Raw genomic sequence first — 15,210 nt, forward strand, 5'->3', positions numbered from 1 at the left:
GCCCTGGCCACGGTCGCCACGCTCGCCGCGACGAGCGCCGCCACGGCGGTCGTCGGCAGCTGCGGGGGCAGTGGTCTCAGCGGCAGCTGTGGCTTCAGTAGCCTTCTGATCTGCAGACACAGTGTCCTTTTCCTTGTTTGCTTCCGTCACAGTGACAGCCCACCTTCACGTGCACCGTCAGCGACGGCGGCGATCCGGCCGTGGTACTTGTTACCACCGCGGTCGAAGACAACAGCTTCGATACCGGCAGCCTTGGCACGCTCGGCAACCAGTTCGCCAACGCGCTTGGCCTTGGCGGTCTTGTCGCCGTCGAATGCACGAAGGTCGGCTTCCAGAGTGGAGGCGCTCGCTACGGTCAGGCCCTTGGTGTCATCGACAACCTGGACGAATACGTGGCGTGCTGAACGGTTGACGACCAGACGCGGACGTACAGCCGTACCTGAGATGCGCTTACGGATACGAAGCTGGCGGCGGCTGCGCGAAGCAGACTTGCTCTTGTTCGTACGCTTCTTGTTAATTGAGATGGCCATGGTTACTTACCAGCCTTTCCGACCTTGCGGCGGATGACTTCGCCGGCGTAACGGATGCCCTTGCCCTTGTAGGGGTCCGGCTTCCGCAGCTTGCGAATGTTGGCAGCAACCTCGCCGACCTGCTGCTTGTTGATACCTGAAACAGAGAGCTTGGTCGGGGTCTCAACTGCAAAGGTGATGCCGTCCGGGGCGGTGACGCTGACCGGGTGGCTGTAACCAAGAGCGAACTCCAGGTCGGATCCCTTGGCCTGAACGCGGTAACCGGTACCAACGATTTCAAGCTTCTTCTCGTAGCCCTTGGTAACGCCCTCGATCATGTTGGAGATCAGGGTGCGGGTCAGGCCGTGGAGTGAACGGGAGGCGCGCTCGTCGTTCGGGCGGGCGACGGTCAGGGTGTCTGCATCCAGGCTTACCTCGATCGGGCTGGCCACAGTGTGGTTCAGCTCGCCCTTGGTGCCCTTGACGCTGACGACAGAGCCGTCAACCTTGACCTCAACGCCGGCAGGAACGGTGATGGGGAGACGTCCAATACGTGACATTATTCTCTTCCTTTCCCGTTACCAGACGTACGCGAGGACTTCGCCGCCCACGCCCTTCTTGCCGGCCTGCTTGTCAGTCAGGAGGCCGGAAGAGGTGGACAGGATTGCGACACCCAGGCCACCGAGCACGTGCGGCAGGTTGGTGGACTTTGCGTAAACACGCAGGCCCGGCTTGGAGATACGGCGAACGCCAGCGATTGAACGCTCGCGGTTCGGTCCGAACTTGAGCTCGATGGTCAGCTTCTTGCCAACCTCAGCGTCCTCTTCCTTCCAGCCGGCAATGAAGCCTTCAGCCTTGAGGATGTCGGCAACGCGTGCCTTGAGCTTGCTGTACGGCATGGTCACGGTGTCGTGGTATGCCGAGTTTGCATTGCGCAGACGCGTAAGCATGTCTGCGACAGGATCTGTCATTGTCATGGTGGGCTCGTGCCCTTCCTCGTAACGGTTTCCGCGGTGCTGCTTTCCTGACCGGAGTCAGAAGCCATGCCGCCGGACCTTTTACGTAGTTAGATTAGTCTTCGGCCTTGAACGGGAAACCAAGCGCCTTGAGCAGCGCACGGCCTTCGTCATCGGTCTTGGCAGTGGTAACAACCGTGATGTCCATACCGCGGACGCGGTCGATCTTGTCCTGGTCGATTTCGTGGAACATAACCTGCTCGGTCAGACCGAAGGTGTAGTTGCCGTTGCCATCGAACTGCTTGCCGGAGAGTCCGCGGAAGTCGCGGATACGGGGCAGTGCCAGGGTGACAAGACGATCCAGGAATTCCCACATGCGGTCGCCACGCAGGGTAGCGTGTGCACCGATGGGCATGCCTTCGCGCAGCTTGAACTGTGCGATCGACTTGCGGGCCTTGGTTACCTGCGGCTTCTGGCCGGTGATCTGGGTGAGGTCGCGGACAGCGCCGTCGATCAGCTTGGAGTCCTTGGCGGCATCTCCAACACCCATGTTCACAACGACCTTCACGAGGCGGGGAACCTGGTTGACGTTCTGGTACTTGAATTCCTCAATGAGCGTGCTCTTGATGGATTCGGCGTACTTGGTCTTCAGACGAGGAACGATCTTCGTTGCCGGAGTCTCGAGAGTCTCAGTCATTAGATGTCCTTCCCTGAGCTCTTGGCCACGCGGATGCGGACTTCGCGCTTCTTGCCGTTACGCTCAACGGTTTCAGTGCGGAAGCCAACGCGGGTGGGCTTCTTGGTGGACGGGTCAACCAGAGCCACGTTGGAGATGTGGATCGGGGCTTCAACAACCTCGATGCCACCGGTCTTGGTGCCGCGCTGCGACTGACCGACCTTGGTGTGCTTGGTTACGCGGTTGATGCCTTCAACCAACACGCGGTTGGTGTCGGTGAAGACGCGCAGGACCTTGCCCTGCTTGCCGCGGTCGCCGCCGCGCTCAGCCTTGGCGCCAGTGATGACCTGAACCAGGTCACCCTTCTTGATCTTTGCAGCCATGGACTAGAGCACCTCCGGAGCCAGAGAAACGATCTTCATGAACTTCTTGTCACGGAGTTCACGACCAACCGGTCCGAAGATACGGGTACCGCGGGGGTCACCGTCACCCTTCAGGATCACAGCTGCGTTCTCGTCAAACTTGATGTAGGAACCATCCGCACGGCGGCGTTCCTTCTTGGTACGGACGATGACTGCCTTGACAACATCGCCCTTCTTTACGTTGCCGCCCGGGATTGCATCCTTGACGGTGGCGACAATGACGTCACCGATGCCTGCGTAGCGACGGCCAGATCCACCGAGAACGCGAATGGTAAGGATTTCCTTAGCACCCGTGTTGTCGGCGACCTTGAGTCGCGACTCCTGCTGAATCACTATTTACTCCTTGCGTCGCGCCGGTTCTCAGACCGAAAATCTTCCTACGGAATGAGCCTTGCGGAACGGTTGATCGGGGTGTCTCTTGACCTGCCTGGATTTTGCCAGACCAGGCCTAAACTCCCGTGCCAGAAGCAGTTGCTCCCATCCGGTCCAGGACTGCTCCTGGGCGCAAGGGGGCACTATGCCGTGGCACGCTTGTTTACGAGGTTGATGACCGCGCACAAAAGGCGCCATACAAACTCAATATCCTAGCACAGTTCGGGCCAGTCCCCATATCACCGGCAGCCCTCCCCCGCAACACCGCCAACCCTCGTTACCTCCCCTGCAGCACCCCCGATGGCGTCAGGCACGCTGCCTCCTGGCCCACCCGGGTTCCGCGGCCCGCGGACCCGCCCCGCCGCCGTCGGACGCTCTCTCACTTAAAGGCCCTTTTCCGCCGACGCTCTATCACTTTTGTGCGAAAGGTGAGAGAGCGTCCTGGAAAAGCCGGCGTTAAGTGAGAGAGCGTCTGGGGAGGGAACGACGGCGTCACGCACGGCAGCCTTTCGGCGCGCCACAGGCGACGCTCGCCCGCAAAGAAGCGGCGCCGCCGTCGTGCCTTCAGCAAGAGCCTGCCCGGCGTGACGGACCCAGGACGACATCCCGACTACGCACTCCCCCGGTTAACGCGGAAACCCCCGCTCCCAAAGGGAGCAGGGGTTTCCGGTTACCGAAGCAGCAGGTGCTACTTGGCCTTCTCGAGGATTTCCACGAGCCGCCAGTTCTTGGTGGCGGACAGCGGACGGGTCTCGGCGATGACAACCAGGTCGCCGATGCCGGCGGTGTTGTTCTCATCGTGTGCCTTGACCTTGGAGGTACGGCGGATGACCTTGCCATACAGTGCGTGCTTCACGCGGTCCTCAACCTGGACAACGATGGTCTTTTCCATCTTGTCAGAGACCACGTAGCCGCGACGCGTCTTGCGGTAACCGCGCTGCTCAGCCGTGGCTGCGGTAGCAGTTTCCGTCACGTTCTCGTCCTTTTCACTCACTTGGCATCCTCCTCGGTCTCAACCGTTTCAGCCTTGGGGGCTTCAGCCTTGGGGGCCTTCTTGGTTGCTGCCTTCTTGGACTTCTTTTCTTCCTTGGCTTCCACAACCGGTGCGGCAACCTCGGCACGAATGCCCAGCTCGCGCTCACGGAGAACGGTGTAGATGCGGGCGATGTCCTTCTTTACCGCGCGCAGACGACCGTGGTTCTCCAGCTGTCCGGTGGCGGACTGGAAACGCAGGTTGAACAGCTCTTCCTTGGCCTTGCGGAGTTCTTCAACGAGACGCTCGTTGTCGAAACCGTCCAGCTGTGCGGGAGCCAGATCCTTGGATCCTACTGCCATTTCTATTCACCACCTTCGCGACGCAGAATGCGTGCCTTCAACGGGAGCTTGTGGATTGCCAGGCGCAGTGCCTCGCGGGCTACCGATTCCTCGACACCGGAGATCTCGAAGAGAACCCGGCCCGGCTTGACGTTTGCGACCCACCATTCCGGTGAACCCTTACCGGAACCCATGCGGGTTTCGGCAGGCTTCTTGGTCAGGGGACGGTCCGGGTAAATGTTGATCCAGACCTTACCGCCACGCTTGATGTGGCGGGTCATCGCGATACGGGCAGACTCGATCTGACGGTTGGTGACGTATGCCGGGCTCAGGGCCTGGATGCCGTACTCACCGAAGGAGACCTTGGTGCCGCCCGTAGCAGCGCCGGAACGACCCGGGTGGTGCTGCTTACGGTGCTTGACTCGACGTGGGATAAGCATTTAAGCCTGTCCTCCTTCTACAGCTGCAGCAGGTGCAGCCTCAGCTGCCGGCGCCTCGGCAGCAGGAGCTGCGTCAGCGGCCGGGCGGTCGTTGCGACGGCGGCGGTCACCACGGTCAGCGCCACCCGGGCGGCCCGGACGGTCGCTGGGACCGCGGCCACGGGACGGGGCGGAAGCGGCCTGCTGGGCCAGTTCCTTGGCGGTGACGTCACCCTTGTAGATCCAGACCTTCACACCGATGCGGCCGAAGGTGGTCTTGGCTTCGTAGAAGCCGTAGTCGATGTTCGCACGGAGGGTGTGCAGGGGCACACGGCCTTCGCGGTAGAACTCCGAGCGGGACATTTCAGCGCCACCCAGTCGACCCGAGCAGGCGATACGGATGCCCTTGGCACCTGCACGCTGCGCGGACTGCATGGCCTTCTTCATGGCGCGGCGGAATGCCACACGTGAAGTCAGCTGCTCAGCAACGCCCTGGGCAACAAGCTGTGCTTCCATCTCGGGGTTCTTGACCTCGAGGATGTTCAGCTGGACCTGCTTGCCGGTGAGCTTTTCGAGCTCGCCGCGGATGCGGTCTGCTTCTGCTCCGCGGCGGCCGATGACGATGCCGGGACGGGCCGTGTGGATGTCCACGCGGACGCGGTCACGGGTGCGCTCGATCTCAACCTTGGCGATACCGGCGCGCTCCATGCCCGTGGACATGAGCTGGCGGATGCGGATGTCTTCGCGAACGAAGTCCTTGTACCGCTGGCCGGCCTTGGTGCTGTCAGCGAACCAGTGCGATACGTGATCGGTGGTGATGCCGAGTCGGAACCCGTGCGGGTTTACTTTCTGTCCCACTTAGCGAGCCTCCTCTTTCTCCGGGGTAGCGACTACCACGGTGATGTGGCTGGTGCGCTTCTTGATCTGAAATGCGCGACCCTGGGCACGCGGCTGGAACCGCTTCATGGTCGGGCCTTCATCAACAAACGCTTCGCTGATGATGAGGTCACCTTCGTCAAACGCAACGCCGTCGCGGTCCGCGAGGACCCGGGCGTTGGAGATTGCCGACTGTACTACCTTGAATACCGGCTCTGAAGCTGCCTGGGGGGCAAACTTCAGAATTGCCAGAGCCTCATTCGCTTGCAATCCACGAACAAGGTTGACGACGCGCCGGGCCTTCATAGGCGTTACGCGGATGTGGCGCGCAATTGCCTTGGCTTCCATTGCTTTCCTTCTCTCGTCTTTGACGTAAGTGCAGGCGCCTAGCGGCGCTTGCCCTTACGGTCGTCCTTGACATGGCCGCGGAATGTCCGCGTGGGAGCGAATTCGCCGAGCTTGTGCCCGACCATCGACTCAGTGACAAACACCGGGATGTGCTTGCGTCCGTCGTGTACGGCGATCGTGTGTCCGAGCATGTCGGGGATGATCATCGAACGGCGGGACCAGGTCTTGATGACGTTCTTGGTGCCCTTTTCGTTTTCCCTGGCTACCTTCACAAAGAGGTGCTGGTCGACGAAAGGACCTTTTTTCAGGCTGCGTGGCATGTGTCCAGGCTCCTATCGCTTGTTCTTGCCAGTACGACGGCGACGAACAATAAGCTTGTCGCTCTCTTTGTTGGGGCGGCGGGTGCGGCCTTCCCGCTGACCGTTGGGGTTGACGGGGTTACGTCCACCGGACGTCTTACCCTCACCACCACCGTGCGGGTGGTCAACCGGGTTCATGGCGACACCACGGACGGTCGGGCGGACGCCCTTCCAGCGCATGCGGCCGGCCTTGCCCCAGTTGATGTTCGACTGCTCGGCGTTGCCGACCTCGCCGACGGTTGCGCGGCAGCGCACGTCAACGTTGCGGATTTCGCCGGAAGGCAGACGCAGCTGGGCGAAACGGCCTTCCTTTGCAACGAGCTGGATCGATGCGCCGGCGGAGCGGCCCATCTTGGCGCCGCCACCCGGACGCAGTTCAACTGCGTGGATAACGGTACCCACGGGGATGTTGCGCAGGGGCAGGTTGTTGCCAGGCTTGATGTCAGCGTTGGCGCCGGCCTCTACGAAGTCACCCTGGGACAGCTTGTTCGGGGCGATGATGTAACGCTTGGTGCCATCAACGTAGTGCAGGAGGGCGATGCGAGCCGTACGGTTCGGATCGTACTCAATTTCAGCAACGCGGGCGTCCACGCCGTCCTTGTCGTGGCGACGGAAGTCGATCAGACGGTACTGGCGCTTGTGTCCGCCACCCTTGTGACGGGTGGTGATCTTACCGGTGTTGTTACGGCCGCCCTTCTTGGGCAGCGGACGTACCAACGACTTTTCCGGCGTCGACCGCGTGATTTCGGTGAAGTCCGCTACGCTCGAGCCACGACGGCCCGGGGTAGTCGGCTTGTATTTACGGATTCCCATAATTTATTTCCTCGTTAAAGTGGTCTCCGCTACGAGAGCGGACCGCCGAAGATGTCGATGGTGCCTTCTTTGAGGGTGACAATCGCACGCTTGGTGTTCTTGCGGGTACCCCATCCGAATTTGGTGCGCTTGCGCTTACCGGCACGGTTGATGGTGTTGATCGAGTCGACCTTGACGGAGAAGATTTTCTCCACGGCCAGCTTGATCTCGGTCTTGTTCGAACGGGGGTCCACCAGGAAGGTGTACTTGCCCTCGTCGATCAGGCCGTAGCTCTTTTCCGACACGACGGGTGCAAGCACGACGTCGCGGGGATCCTTGATGGTGGCTGCACTCACTTGGCATCCTCCTCGTTCTTTGCCACTGCCTTGCCGGCAACGAATGCGTCGTAGGCAGCCTTGGTGAAGACAACGTCATCGGAGACGAGAACGTCGTAGGTGTTCAGCTGGTCTGCGTACAGAACGTGAACACCGGCGAGGTTGCGCACGGACAGTGCGGCAACATCGTTGGCGCGCTCGATGACGACCAGCAGGTTCTTGCGGTCGGAAACGCCGCGCAGCGCTGCCAGTGCGGCCTTGGCGGAGGGCTTAGTGCCTTCAACCAGTTCGGCGACAACGTGGATGCGTCCGTTGCGCGCCCGGTCAGACAGTGCGCCGCGCAATGCAGCAGCAATCATCTTCTTGGGGGTGCGCTGGCTGTAGTCACGCGGGGTGGGACCGTGGACAACGCCACCACCGGTCATGTGAGGAGCACGGATGGAACCCTGACGGGCGCGGCCGGTGCCCTTCTGCTTGAACGGCTTGCGTCCTGCACCGGAAACTTCAGCGCGGGTCTTGGTCTTGTGGGTACCCTGGCGAGCAGCAGCGAGCTGGGCAACGACAACCTGGTGCAGCAGCGGCACGTTGGTCTGAACGTCGAAGATCTCTGCAGGCAGGTCAACCTGGACAGTGTTAGCCATTGAACTAGGCTCCCTTCACGGCGGTGCGTACGAGGACGACCTGGCCGCGGGCGCCGGGGACGGCACCCTTGATAAGGAGCAGCGACTTCTCGACGTCAACCGCGTGGACCGTGAGGTTCAGCGTGGTGTGACGAACGGCGCCCATGCGGCCGGCCATTTTCATGCCCTTGAAGACGCGGCTCGGGGTGGATGCGCCACCGATTGAACCGGGCTTACGGTGGTTCTTGTGGGCACCGTGGGAAGCTCCAACGCCGTGGAAGCCGTGACGCTTCATAACACCGGCGAAGCCCTTACCCTTGGTGGTGCCGATGACGTCGATCTTCTGGCCGGCTTCGAAGACCTCTACGGAGAGCTCCTGGCCCAGCTCGTACTCAGCAGCATCTGCGGTACGGAGTTCGACGACGTGGCGGCGAGGCGTGACGCCTGCCTTTTCAAAGTGACCAGCCAGCGGCTTGGTGACCTTGCGGGGATCGATCTGGCCGTAGCCGATCTGAACGGCGACGTAGCCATCAGCTTCTGCGTTGCGCAGCTGGGTGATGACGTTCGAATCTGCCTGGACCACAGTGACGGGGATGAGCTTGTTGTTCTCGTCCCAGACCTGGGTCATGCCGAGCTTCGTGCCCAGCAGGCCCTTTACGTTACGGGTTGCGGTCATAGTCTCTCAGCACCTCCCTACAGCTTGATTTCGATGTTCACGTCAGCCGGCAGGTCGAGACGCATAAGCGAGTCAACAGCCTTCGGCGTGGGATCGATGATGTCGATAAGACGCTTGTGCGTGCGCATTTCAAAGTGCTCGCGGCTGTCCTTGTACTTGTGCGGAGAGCGGATCACGCAGTACACGTTCTTCTCCGTAGGCAGCGGCACGGGGCCCACTACCGTTGCGCCTGCGCGCGTGACCGTCTCAACGATCTTCCGTGCTGAAACGTCAATGACCTCGTGGTCGTATGACTTCAGCCGGATGCGGATTTTTTGTCCCGCCATGTCGCCTGACTCTCTTTCAGTCTGTGCTTCCCCTGGTTAGGGCTGCCCTGTTCATTTCTCGTTGTATGGCTGCCGAAGCATTTGAAGTCGTAACTACCACCCGCCGCACAAACTGAATCCGGATGAATCCGGGTTCCTCACCTTGCCGGCGCAACCGACCCCCGCGGTCGGGCGTGTCGCGCTTTTCACGCATACAAATCCGCTATCCATGGGGAGTGGGTTATGTTTGGTCTTCTACTTGGACCCTGACACCCGGCATTATCCGGATCGGGACACGAAGAAGCGCTTGAACAACTCATCTAGTATGCCGGAATTTATGGCCAGAAGCGAATCCGTCGCTTCTGAAACGTCCTAGCCATTGCCCTGCCAGCACCATTGCCCACGGACATTTCCGAATGGATGATAGGGGAATGACTCTGGAAAGCACCGAATCGGCGACCGAACTGGCGAACCGCATGCCGCCGTCGTTCACCCTGGGGGTTGCGGCAGCGGCCTTCCAGATTGAAGGAGCACTGACCGACGGCGGCCGCGGCCCCTCGGGCTGGGACGCCTTCGCCGAGAAGCCCGGGACCATCATGGACGGGCACTCCCCCGCCGTCGCGTGCGACCACTACAACAGGTTGCCGGAGGACGTTGCGCTGCTCCAGGACCTCGGCGTGGACTCCTACCGCTTTTCGCTGTCCTGGCCACGGATCCAGCCAGACGGGCGGGGGACCTTCAACAAGGAGGGCCTGGACTTCTACGACAGGCTGCTCGATCAGCTCCTCGCGGCCGGGGTCTCCCCCATGGCCACTCTTTACCATTGGGACACGCCGCTGCCGCTGGAACACCGCGGCGGCTGGCTGAACCGCGAGACGGCCGAGCGCTTTGGCGAATACGCCAGTGCGGCGGGCGAGCGTTTCGGGGACCGCGTTGCGCAGTGGGTCACTCTGAATGAACCGGTCTCCGTGACCCTGAACGGCTATGCCCTAGGCGTCCATGCTCCCGGACATGCGCTGATGTTCGATGCCCTCCCCTCCATCCACCACCAGTTGCTGGCACACGGACTTGGCGCGCAGGCCCTGCGCGCCGCCGGGGTGTCCGGCGGTATCGGCGTCACCAACCTGCATGCCCCCGTCCGGCCGGCAACCCGAAAGATCGGCGACCGGCTGGTGGCGCACCTCTATGACCTGCTCATGAACAGAATCTATGCAGATCCGGTGCTCCTGGGGCGGTACCCTGCCCTCCCCCTGTATGCCAAACCCTGGCTTCGGTCCATCGGGAAAATCTCAGACGCCGACCTGCGCACCATCCACCAGCCCCTGGATTTCTACGGCCTTAACTACTATTTCCCGGTGAAGGTCGCCCTCGGTCGAGGGTCTGCGTCAATTCCCGCAGATGTGCATAAAGCGGTGGCAAGGCTGCCGTTCCATGAGGTGGGCTATCCGGAATACAGCAGCACCGGGTTCGGGTGGCCGGTGGCCCCGGACCATCTGGGCGTCCTGCTGAAGGAACTTCACGACCGCTACGGCCAGGCACTCCCCCCGGTGTACATCACCGAGGGCGGCGCCAGCTTTCCTGAACCGGATACCGTTTCGGGAACCCTGGCGGACGAGGAACGGGTTACGTACCTGGCGACGCATCTGGGCGCCGCCCTCGACGCCACAGCTCCCGGCGGGATCGCCGCCGGCGTGGACCTGCGCGGCTACTACGTGTGGACCCTGATGGACAACTTCGAATGGGCAGCAGGGTACTCCCAACGATTCGGGTTAATCCATGTTGACTTTGAGACGCAGGAGAGGACCCCAAAACAGTCCTTCTACTGGTACCAGGCACTCAGCCGGGCGCGGAAAGCCAAGGGCGCGTAGCCCGTGTGTTCCAGCCTGCCGCGGTAGTGGCTAAAGGTTCTTGTTTGCCCGGTTGATTCGCTTGGCGCGATCGATCTCGTTGCGGAAGTGTTTCTTGGCCCAGAACACACCTGCGACGACGGCAACTGCGATGATGAGGAAAATAAGCCAGCCCATGATGAACTCCTTTCGGTCCAGCAACAGTATCAGGGACGCATTAACCTAAAAGAACAGCCCCGCTGCAGTAGCAGCGGGGCTGTTCGTCAGTTCAACAAGAATTACTTGATGATCTTGGTAACGCGTCCTGAACCAACGGTGCGGCCGCCTTCGCGGATTGCGAAGCCGAGGCCCTCTTCCATTGCGATCGGCTGGATGAGCGCAACGGTCATCTCAGTGTTGTCGCCAGGCATAACCATTTCCGTGCCCTCGGGCAGGGTGATAACGCCGGTTACGTCCGTGGTACGGAAGTAGAACTGCGGGCGGTAGTTGGAGTAGAACGGGTTGTGACGTCCGCCTTCGTCCTTGGAGAGGATGTAGACGTTGGCCTCGAAGTCGGTGTGCGGGGTGATGGAACCCGGCTTGACGACAACCTGGCCACGCTCGACATCGTCGCGCTTCAGACCGCGGAGCAGGAGGCCACAGTTCTCGCCGGCCCATGCTTCGTCGAGCTGCTTGTGGAACATCTCGATACCGGTAACCGTGGTCTTCTGGACCGGGCGGATGCCAACGATCTCGACCTCGGAGTTGATGGCGAGGGTTCCACGCTCGGCGCGGCCCGTAACAACGGTGCCACGGCCGGTGATGGTGAAGACGTCCTCGATCGGCATCAGGAACGGCTTGTCGCGGTCGCGTACGGGGTCCGGAACGGACTCGTCAACAGCGGCCATCAGGTCCTCAACGGACTTGACCCACTCGGGGTCGCCTTCCAGGGCCTTGAGGCCGGAAACGCGAACCACGGGTGCTTCGTCACCATCGAAGCCCTGCGAGCTCAGGAGCTCACGAACTTCCATTTCAACGAGGTCCAGCAGTTCCTCATCGTCAACCATGTCGGCCTTGTTCAGCGCGACCAGCAGGTAGGGAACACCAACCTGGCGGGCGAGCAGAACGTGCTCGCGGGTCTGAGCCATGGGGCCGTCAGTAGCGGCGACCACGAGGATAGCGCCGTCCATCTGGGCAGCACCGGTGATCATGTTCTTGATGTAGTCAGCGTGACCCGGGGCGTCTACGTGTGCGTAGTGACGCTTTTCGGTCTGGTACTCCACGTGGGAGATGTTGATGGTAATGCCACGCTGACGCTCTTCGGGAGCAGAGTCGATTGACGCGAAGTCGCGCTTCTCGTTGAGATCCGGGTACTTGTCGTACAGCACCTTGGAAATCGCGGCCGTCAACGTCGTCTTACCGTGGTCAACGTGACCAATGGTGCCGATGTTAACGTGCGGCTTAGTCCGCTCGAACTTTGCCTTTGCCACAGGTTCCTCCTAGAACGTTTTCAAATGACATACCCTTCAGCCGCGCTTGTCGCGGCGGAAACTCAGGTAAGTCTACTTGGGGGGCTTTGGATTGGTGAAATTGCAGATTCAGGAACTAATACTAGTCTCTTGAGCCTGTTCGTGCAGACGGCCAAGCCAGCTTGGCCGGATGAATCCGACCGGCCTGGCCACCTGCACCGGCTGTGCTTTCCGGAATCGAAAAGCGCACCCGAGGTTGTTCGCTGCGAAGGTCCGAAAGGACTATTCGCCGCGGGTCTTCTGAATGATCTCGTCGGCAACTGCCTTCGGGACCTCTGCGTAGCTGTTGAACGTCATGGAGTACACAGCGCGGCCCTGGGTCTTCGAGCGCAGGTCACCGATGTAGCCGAACATGCCGGACAGCGGAACGTGCGCACGAATGACCTTGACGCCCTGTGCATCTTCCATGGACTGCATCTGGCCACGGCGGGAGTTGATGTCACCGATAACTTCACCCATGTATTCCTCAGGGGTGCGGACCTCGACATCCATCAGCGGTTCGAGCAGGACCGGGTTCGCCTTGCGTGCAGCTTCCTTGAAAGCCATACGGCCGGCGATCTTGAACGCCATTTCCGAGGAGTCAACATCGTGGTACGCGCCGTCAATCAGCGTGGCCTTGATGCCGACAACCGGGTAACCGGCCAGGACGCCGTCGTTCAGCGCATCCTGGATACCGGCGTCAACCGACGGGATGTACTCGCGGGGAACGCGGCCACCGGTGACCTTGTTCTCGAACTCGTACAGCTCGCCCTCGGCGGTGTCCAGCGGCTCGATCGCAATCTGGATCTTTGCGAACTGGCCCGAACCACCGGTCTGCTTCTTGTGCGTGTAGTCGTGACGCTCTACAGCACGCTTGATGGTCTCGCGGTAGGCAACCTGCGGCTTGCCAACGTTGGCCTCCACCTTGAATTCGCGGCGCATGCGGTCCACCAGGATGTCCAGGTGGAGCTCGCCCATGCCGGCGATGATGGTCTGGCCGGTGTCTTCGTTAAGGGACACCTGGAAGGTGGGGTCCTCAGCGGAGAGCTTCTGGATGGCCGTGGAGAGCTTCTCCTGGTCACCCTTGGTGTTGGGCTCGATGGCAACCGAGATCACGGGCTCGGGGAAGCTCATGGACTCCAGAACGATCTGGTTGGCGGAGTCGCACAGGGTGTCACCCGTTGTGGTGTCCTTCAGACCGATGGCTGCGTAGATGTGGCCGGCGGTAGCGCCCTCAACGGGCATTTCCTTGTTGGCGTGCATCTGGAACAGCTTGCCGATGCGCTCCTTCTTGCCCTTGGTGGAGTTGACCACCTGGGCGCCCGCTTCCACGTGACCGGAGTACACGCGGATGAAGGTGAGCTGGCCGAAGAACGGGTGCGCTGCAATCTTGAACGCGAGGGCCGAGAACGGCTCTTCCGAGGACGGCTTGCGGGTCAATTCCTTTTCTTCGTCGCGAGGATCGTGACCGATCATCGGCGGGACGTCGAGCGGGTTCGGCAGGTAGTCCACGACCGCGTCGAGCATCGGCTGAACACCACGGTTCTTGAAGGCTGAACCACAGAAGATGGGGTAGAGCTCAGAGTTGATCGTCATCTTGCGGATGCCGGCCTTGAGCTCATCGATCGAGATCTCTTCGCCCTCAAGGTACTTGTCCATGAGCTCTTCGGAGGACTCTGCAACGGCCTCAACGAGGGCTGCACGGTACTCCTCGGCCTTTTCCTGAAGGTCAGCCGGGATCTCACGGATCTCGTACTTCGCACCCATGGTCACGTCACCCTTGGCATCGCCGGGCCACACGAGGGCACGCATGTAGAGGAGGTCTACTACGCCGATGAAGTCGTTCTCTGCACCAATGGGCAGCTGCATGACCAGCGGCTTGGCGCCCAGGCGGCTGATGATGGTGTCTACGGTGAAGTAGAAGTCAGCGCCCAGCTTGTCCATCTTGTTGACGAAGCAGATACGCGGAACGTTGTACTTGTCAGCCTGGCGCCATACGGTCTCGGACTGCGGCTCGACGCCTTCCTTGCCATCGAAGACGGCGACGGCACCATCGAGGACGCGCAGTGAGCGCTCAACCTCAACGGTGAAGTCAACGTGGCCGGGGGTGTCGATGATGTTGATCTGGTTGTTTTCCCAGAAGCAGGTCACGGCGGCAGACGTGATGGTGATGCCGCGTTCCTTTTCCTGTTCCATCCAGTCAGTGGTCGAAGCGCCGTCGTGCGTTTCGCCGATCTTGTGGTTCACACCCGTGTAGAACAGGATGCGCTCGGTTGTGGTGGTCTTGCCGGCATCAATGTGGGCCATGATGCCGATGTTGCGGACCTTACTAAGGTCGGTAAGCACGTCCTGTGCCACGGGGTCTCCTTTTGGGATTGACTACGCGTTCGCCGCCGGCTCGGTTGAGCCGGCGGCGCCCGGGAGTATTACCAGCGGTAGTGTGCGAAGGCCTTGTTGGACTCGGCCATCTTGTGGGTGTCTTCGCGACGCTTCACAGCGGCACCGAGACCGTTGGATGCATCCAGGATTTCGTTCTGGAGGCGCTCGGTCATCGTCTTTTCGCGGCGGGCCTTTGAGTAGCCAACCAGCCAGCGCAGCGCGAGGGCCGTGGAGCGGCCCGGCTTGACCTCAACCGGAACCTGGTAAGTGGCGCCACCGACGCGGCGTGAACGGACCTCGAGGGAAGGCTTGACGTTGTCCATGGCCTTCTTGAGGGCTGCTACGGGGTCGCCGCCGGACTTGGCGCGGGCGCCTTCGAGGGCACCGTAGACGATGCGCTCTGCCGTGGACTTCTTGCCGTCAACGAGCACCTTGTTAATGAGCTGGGTGACCAGCGGGGAGCCGTAAACGGGATCTAGTACGAGCGGCCGCTTGGGGGCCGGACCCTTGCGAGGCAT

Annotated in this window: 22 protein-coding genes; 1 reads left to right on the plus strand and 21 read right to left on the minus strand. The window is 61.2% G+C overall.

The features are described from left to right. Positions 1 to 146: 146 nt before the first annotated feature. The 17 genes from rplR to rpsJ all read right to left on the minus strand — a co-directional run bounded on the left by rplR (position 147) and on the right by rpsJ (position 9,000). Positions 147 to 530, minus strand: a complete 384-nt coding sequence (gene rplR / locus ACKAE7_RS07200; protein WP_079596676.1) for a 50S ribosomal protein L18 — start codon at positions 528 to 530, stop codon at positions 147 to 149. Between the two features lie 2 nt (positions 531 to 532). Next, positions 533 to 1,069 carry a 50S ribosomal protein L6 gene (gene rplF / locus ACKAE7_RS07205; RefSeq protein ID WP_066277860.1) on the minus strand — a complete coding sequence of 179 codons (537 nt, stop codon included), beginning with the start codon at positions 1,067 to 1,069 and terminating at the stop codon, positions 533 to 535. Between the two features lie 18 nt (positions 1,070 to 1,087). Beyond that, complete coding sequence (gene rpsH, locus ACKAE7_RS07210) at positions 1,088 to 1,486, minus strand: 30S ribosomal protein S8 (RefSeq protein WP_041652213.1); 399 nt, start codon at positions 1,484 to 1,486, stop codon at positions 1,088 to 1,090. A 94-nt stretch (positions 1,487 to 1,580) separates the two neighbouring features. After that, on the minus strand, positions 1,581 to 2,162 hold the full coding sequence (gene rplE / locus ACKAE7_RS07215; RefSeq protein WP_102975105.1) for a 50S ribosomal protein L5: 582 nt from the start codon (positions 2,160 to 2,162) through the stop codon (positions 1,581 to 1,583). After that, positions 2,162 to 2,524, minus strand: a complete 363-nt coding sequence (rplX, locus tag ACKAE7_RS07220; RefSeq protein ID WP_188809610.1) for a 50S ribosomal protein L24 — start codon at positions 2,522 to 2,524, stop codon at positions 2,162 to 2,164. Before rplX ends, rplE begins: the two co-directional genes overlap by 1 nt. Positions 2,525 to 2,527: 3 nt before the next feature. After that, entirely contained in the window at positions 2,528 to 2,896 is a 369-nt protein-coding gene (rplN, locus tag ACKAE7_RS07225; RefSeq protein WP_009358299.1) for a 50S ribosomal protein L14, read from the minus strand. Between the two features lie 727 nt (positions 2,897 to 3,623). Next, a complete protein-coding gene (gene rpsQ, locus ACKAE7_RS07230; RefSeq protein ID WP_013601827.1) occupies positions 3,624 to 3,929 on the minus strand; it encodes a 30S ribosomal protein S17 in 306 nt (101 codons plus the stop codon). Beyond that, the gene (rpmC, locus tag ACKAE7_RS07235) at positions 3,926 to 4,270 is read right to left on the minus strand and encodes a 50S ribosomal protein L29 (RefSeq protein WP_066277868.1); all 345 of its coding nucleotides are present in this window, start codon (positions 4,268 to 4,270) and stop codon (positions 3,926 to 3,928) included. The genes rpsQ and rpmC overlap by 4 nt, the downstream gene beginning before the upstream one ends. Positions 4,271 to 4,272: 2 nt before the next feature. Next, a complete protein-coding gene (rplP, locus tag ACKAE7_RS07240; protein ID WP_013601829.1) occupies positions 4,273 to 4,689 on the minus strand; it encodes a 50S ribosomal protein L16 in 417 nt (138 codons plus the stop codon). Next, on the minus strand, positions 4,690 to 5,526 hold the full coding sequence (rpsC, locus tag ACKAE7_RS07245) for a 30S ribosomal protein S3 (protein WP_104184333.1): 837 nt from the start codon (positions 5,524 to 5,526) through the stop codon (positions 4,690 to 4,692). It lies immediately after the preceding gene. Further along, the gene (rplV, locus tag ACKAE7_RS07250) at positions 5,527 to 5,892 is read right to left on the minus strand and encodes a 50S ribosomal protein L22 (RefSeq protein ID WP_009358304.1); all 366 of its coding nucleotides are present in this window, start codon (positions 5,890 to 5,892) and stop codon (positions 5,527 to 5,529) included. A gap of 38 nt (positions 5,893 to 5,930) precedes the next feature. Further along, a complete protein-coding gene (rpsS, locus tag ACKAE7_RS07255) occupies positions 5,931 to 6,212 on the minus strand; it encodes a 30S ribosomal protein S19 (RefSeq protein WP_003803803.1) in 282 nt (93 codons plus the stop codon). A gap of 12 nt (positions 6,213 to 6,224) precedes the next feature. Beyond that, positions 6,225 to 7,064 (minus strand): 50S ribosomal protein L2, encoded by an 840-nt coding sequence (gene rplB, locus ACKAE7_RS07260; RefSeq protein WP_066277871.1) that lies wholly within the window; start codon positions 7,062 to 7,064, stop codon positions 6,225 to 6,227. A 29-nt stretch (positions 7,065 to 7,093) separates the two neighbouring features. Then, complete coding sequence (gene rplW / locus ACKAE7_RS07265) at positions 7,094 to 7,399, minus strand: 50S ribosomal protein L23 (protein WP_102975110.1); 306 nt, start codon at positions 7,397 to 7,399, stop codon at positions 7,094 to 7,096. Continuing rightward, positions 7,396 to 8,019, minus strand: coding sequence for a 50S ribosomal protein L4 (gene rplD, locus ACKAE7_RS07270; protein WP_066277873.1), 624 nt, complete (start codon positions 8,017 to 8,019; stop codon positions 7,396 to 7,398). The genes rplW and rplD overlap by 4 nt, the downstream gene beginning before the upstream one ends. Before the next feature lie 4 nt (positions 8,020 to 8,023). Further along, positions 8,024 to 8,674, minus strand: coding sequence for a 50S ribosomal protein L3 (gene rplC / locus ACKAE7_RS07275; RefSeq protein WP_013601833.1), 651 nt, complete (start codon positions 8,672 to 8,674; stop codon positions 8,024 to 8,026). Positions 8,675 to 8,691: 17 nt separating this feature from the next. Beyond that, positions 8,692 to 9,000 (minus strand): 30S ribosomal protein S10, encoded by a 309-nt coding sequence (gene rpsJ, locus ACKAE7_RS07280; protein WP_003803825.1) that lies wholly within the window; start codon positions 8,998 to 9,000, stop codon positions 8,692 to 8,694. A 410-nt stretch (positions 9,001 to 9,410) separates the two neighbouring features. Between rpsJ and ACKAE7_RS07285 the strand changes: the two genes are divergently transcribed. After that, positions 9,411 to 10,847, plus strand: coding sequence for a GH1 family beta-glucosidase (locus ACKAE7_RS07285; RefSeq protein ID WP_408978831.1), 1,437 nt, complete (start codon positions 9,411 to 9,413; stop codon positions 10,845 to 10,847). A gap of 30 nt (positions 10,848 to 10,877) precedes the next feature. On the opposite strand, the gene ACKAE7_RS07290 is transcribed toward ACKAE7_RS07285, so the two are convergent. The 4 genes from ACKAE7_RS07290 to rpsG all read right to left on the minus strand — a co-directional run bounded on the left by ACKAE7_RS07290 (position 10,878) and on the right by rpsG (position 15,210). Then, positions 10,878 to 11,003 (minus strand): protein BatD, encoded by a 126-nt coding sequence (locus ACKAE7_RS07290; protein ID WP_146072886.1) that lies wholly within the window; start codon positions 11,001 to 11,003, stop codon positions 10,878 to 10,880. Positions 11,004 to 11,104: 101 nt separating this feature from the next. Next, entirely contained in the window at positions 11,105 to 12,295 is a 1,191-nt protein-coding gene (tuf, locus tag ACKAE7_RS07295) for an elongation factor Tu (protein WP_056334246.1), read from the minus strand. Between the two features lie 261 nt (positions 12,296 to 12,556). Next, on the minus strand, positions 12,557 to 14,671 hold the full coding sequence (fusA, locus tag ACKAE7_RS07300; protein ID WP_188809608.1) for an elongation factor G: 2,115 nt from the start codon (positions 14,669 to 14,671) through the stop codon (positions 12,557 to 12,559). A 68-nt stretch (positions 14,672 to 14,739) separates the two neighbouring features. After that, a complete protein-coding gene (gene rpsG / locus ACKAE7_RS07305; protein ID WP_026531948.1) occupies positions 14,740 to 15,210 on the minus strand; it encodes a 30S ribosomal protein S7 in 471 nt (156 codons plus the stop codon).

This window comes from Pseudarthrobacter sp. NKDBFgelt (assembly GCF_046097905.1).
GTDB classification, from domain to species: domain Bacteria; phylum Actinomycetota; class Actinomycetes; order Actinomycetales; family Micrococcaceae; genus Arthrobacter; species Arthrobacter polychromogenes.

What these genes read in the sequence shown, in the direction of transcription:
- rplR (WP_079596676.1), bottom strand. Translation starts at nt 530, where the DNA reads ATGGCCATCTCAATTAACAAGAAGCGTACGAACAAGAGCAAGTCTGCT.
- rplF (WP_066277860.1), bottom strand. Translation starts at nt 1,069, where the DNA reads ATGTCACGTATTGGACGTCTCCCCATCACCGTTCCTGCCGGCGTTGAG.
- rpsH (WP_041652213.1), bottom strand. Translation starts at nt 1,486, where the DNA reads ATGACAATGACAGATCCTGTCGCAGACATGCTTACGCGTCTGCGCAAT.
- rplE (WP_102975105.1), bottom strand. Translation starts at nt 2,162, where the DNA reads ATGACTGAGACTCTCGAGACTCCGGCAACGAAGATCGTTCCTCGTCTG.
- rplX (WP_188809610.1), bottom strand. Translation starts at nt 2,524, where the DNA reads ATGGCTGCAAAGATCAAGAAGGGTGACCTGGTTCAGGTCATCACTGGC.
- rpmC (WP_066277868.1), bottom strand. Translation starts at nt 4,270, where the DNA reads ATGGCAGTAGGATCCAAGGATCTGGCTCCCGCACAGCTGGACGGTTTC.
- rplP (WP_013601829.1), bottom strand. Translation starts at nt 4,689, where the DNA reads ATGCTTATCCCACGTCGAGTCAAGCACCGTAAGCAGCACCACCCGGGT.
- rplV (WP_009358304.1), bottom strand. Translation starts at nt 5,892, where the DNA reads ATGGAAGCCAAGGCAATTGCGCGCCACATCCGCGTAACGCCTATGAAG.
- rpsS (WP_003803803.1), bottom strand. Translation starts at nt 6,212, where the DNA reads ATGCCACGCAGCCTGAAAAAAGGTCCTTTCGTCGACCAGCACCTCTTT.
- rplB (WP_066277871.1), bottom strand. Translation starts at nt 7,064, where the DNA reads ATGGGAATCCGTAAATACAAGCCGACTACCCCGGGCCGTCGTGGCTCG.
- rplD (WP_066277873.1), bottom strand. Translation starts at nt 8,019, where the DNA reads ATGGCTAACACTGTCCAGGTTGACCTGCCTGCAGAGATCTTCGACGTT.
- rplC (WP_013601833.1), bottom strand. Translation starts at nt 8,674, where the DNA reads ATGACCGCAACCCGTAACGTAAAGGGCCTGCTGGGCACGAAGCTCGGC.
- rpsJ (WP_003803825.1), bottom strand. Translation starts at nt 9,000, where the DNA reads ATGGCGGGACAAAAAATCCGCATCCGGCTGAAGTCATACGACCACGAG.
- ACKAE7_RS07285 (WP_408978831.1), top strand. Translation starts at nt 9,411, where the DNA reads ATGACTCTGGAAAGCACCGAATCGGCGACCGAACTGGCGAACCGCATG.
- ACKAE7_RS07290 (WP_146072886.1), bottom strand. Translation starts at nt 11,003, where the DNA reads ATGGGCTGGCTTATTTTCCTCATCATCGCAGTTGCCGTCGTCGCAGGT.
- rpsG (WP_026531948.1), bottom strand. Translation starts at nt 15,210, where the DNA reads ATGCCTCGCAAGGGTCCGGCCCCCAAGCGGCCGCTCGTACTAGATCCC.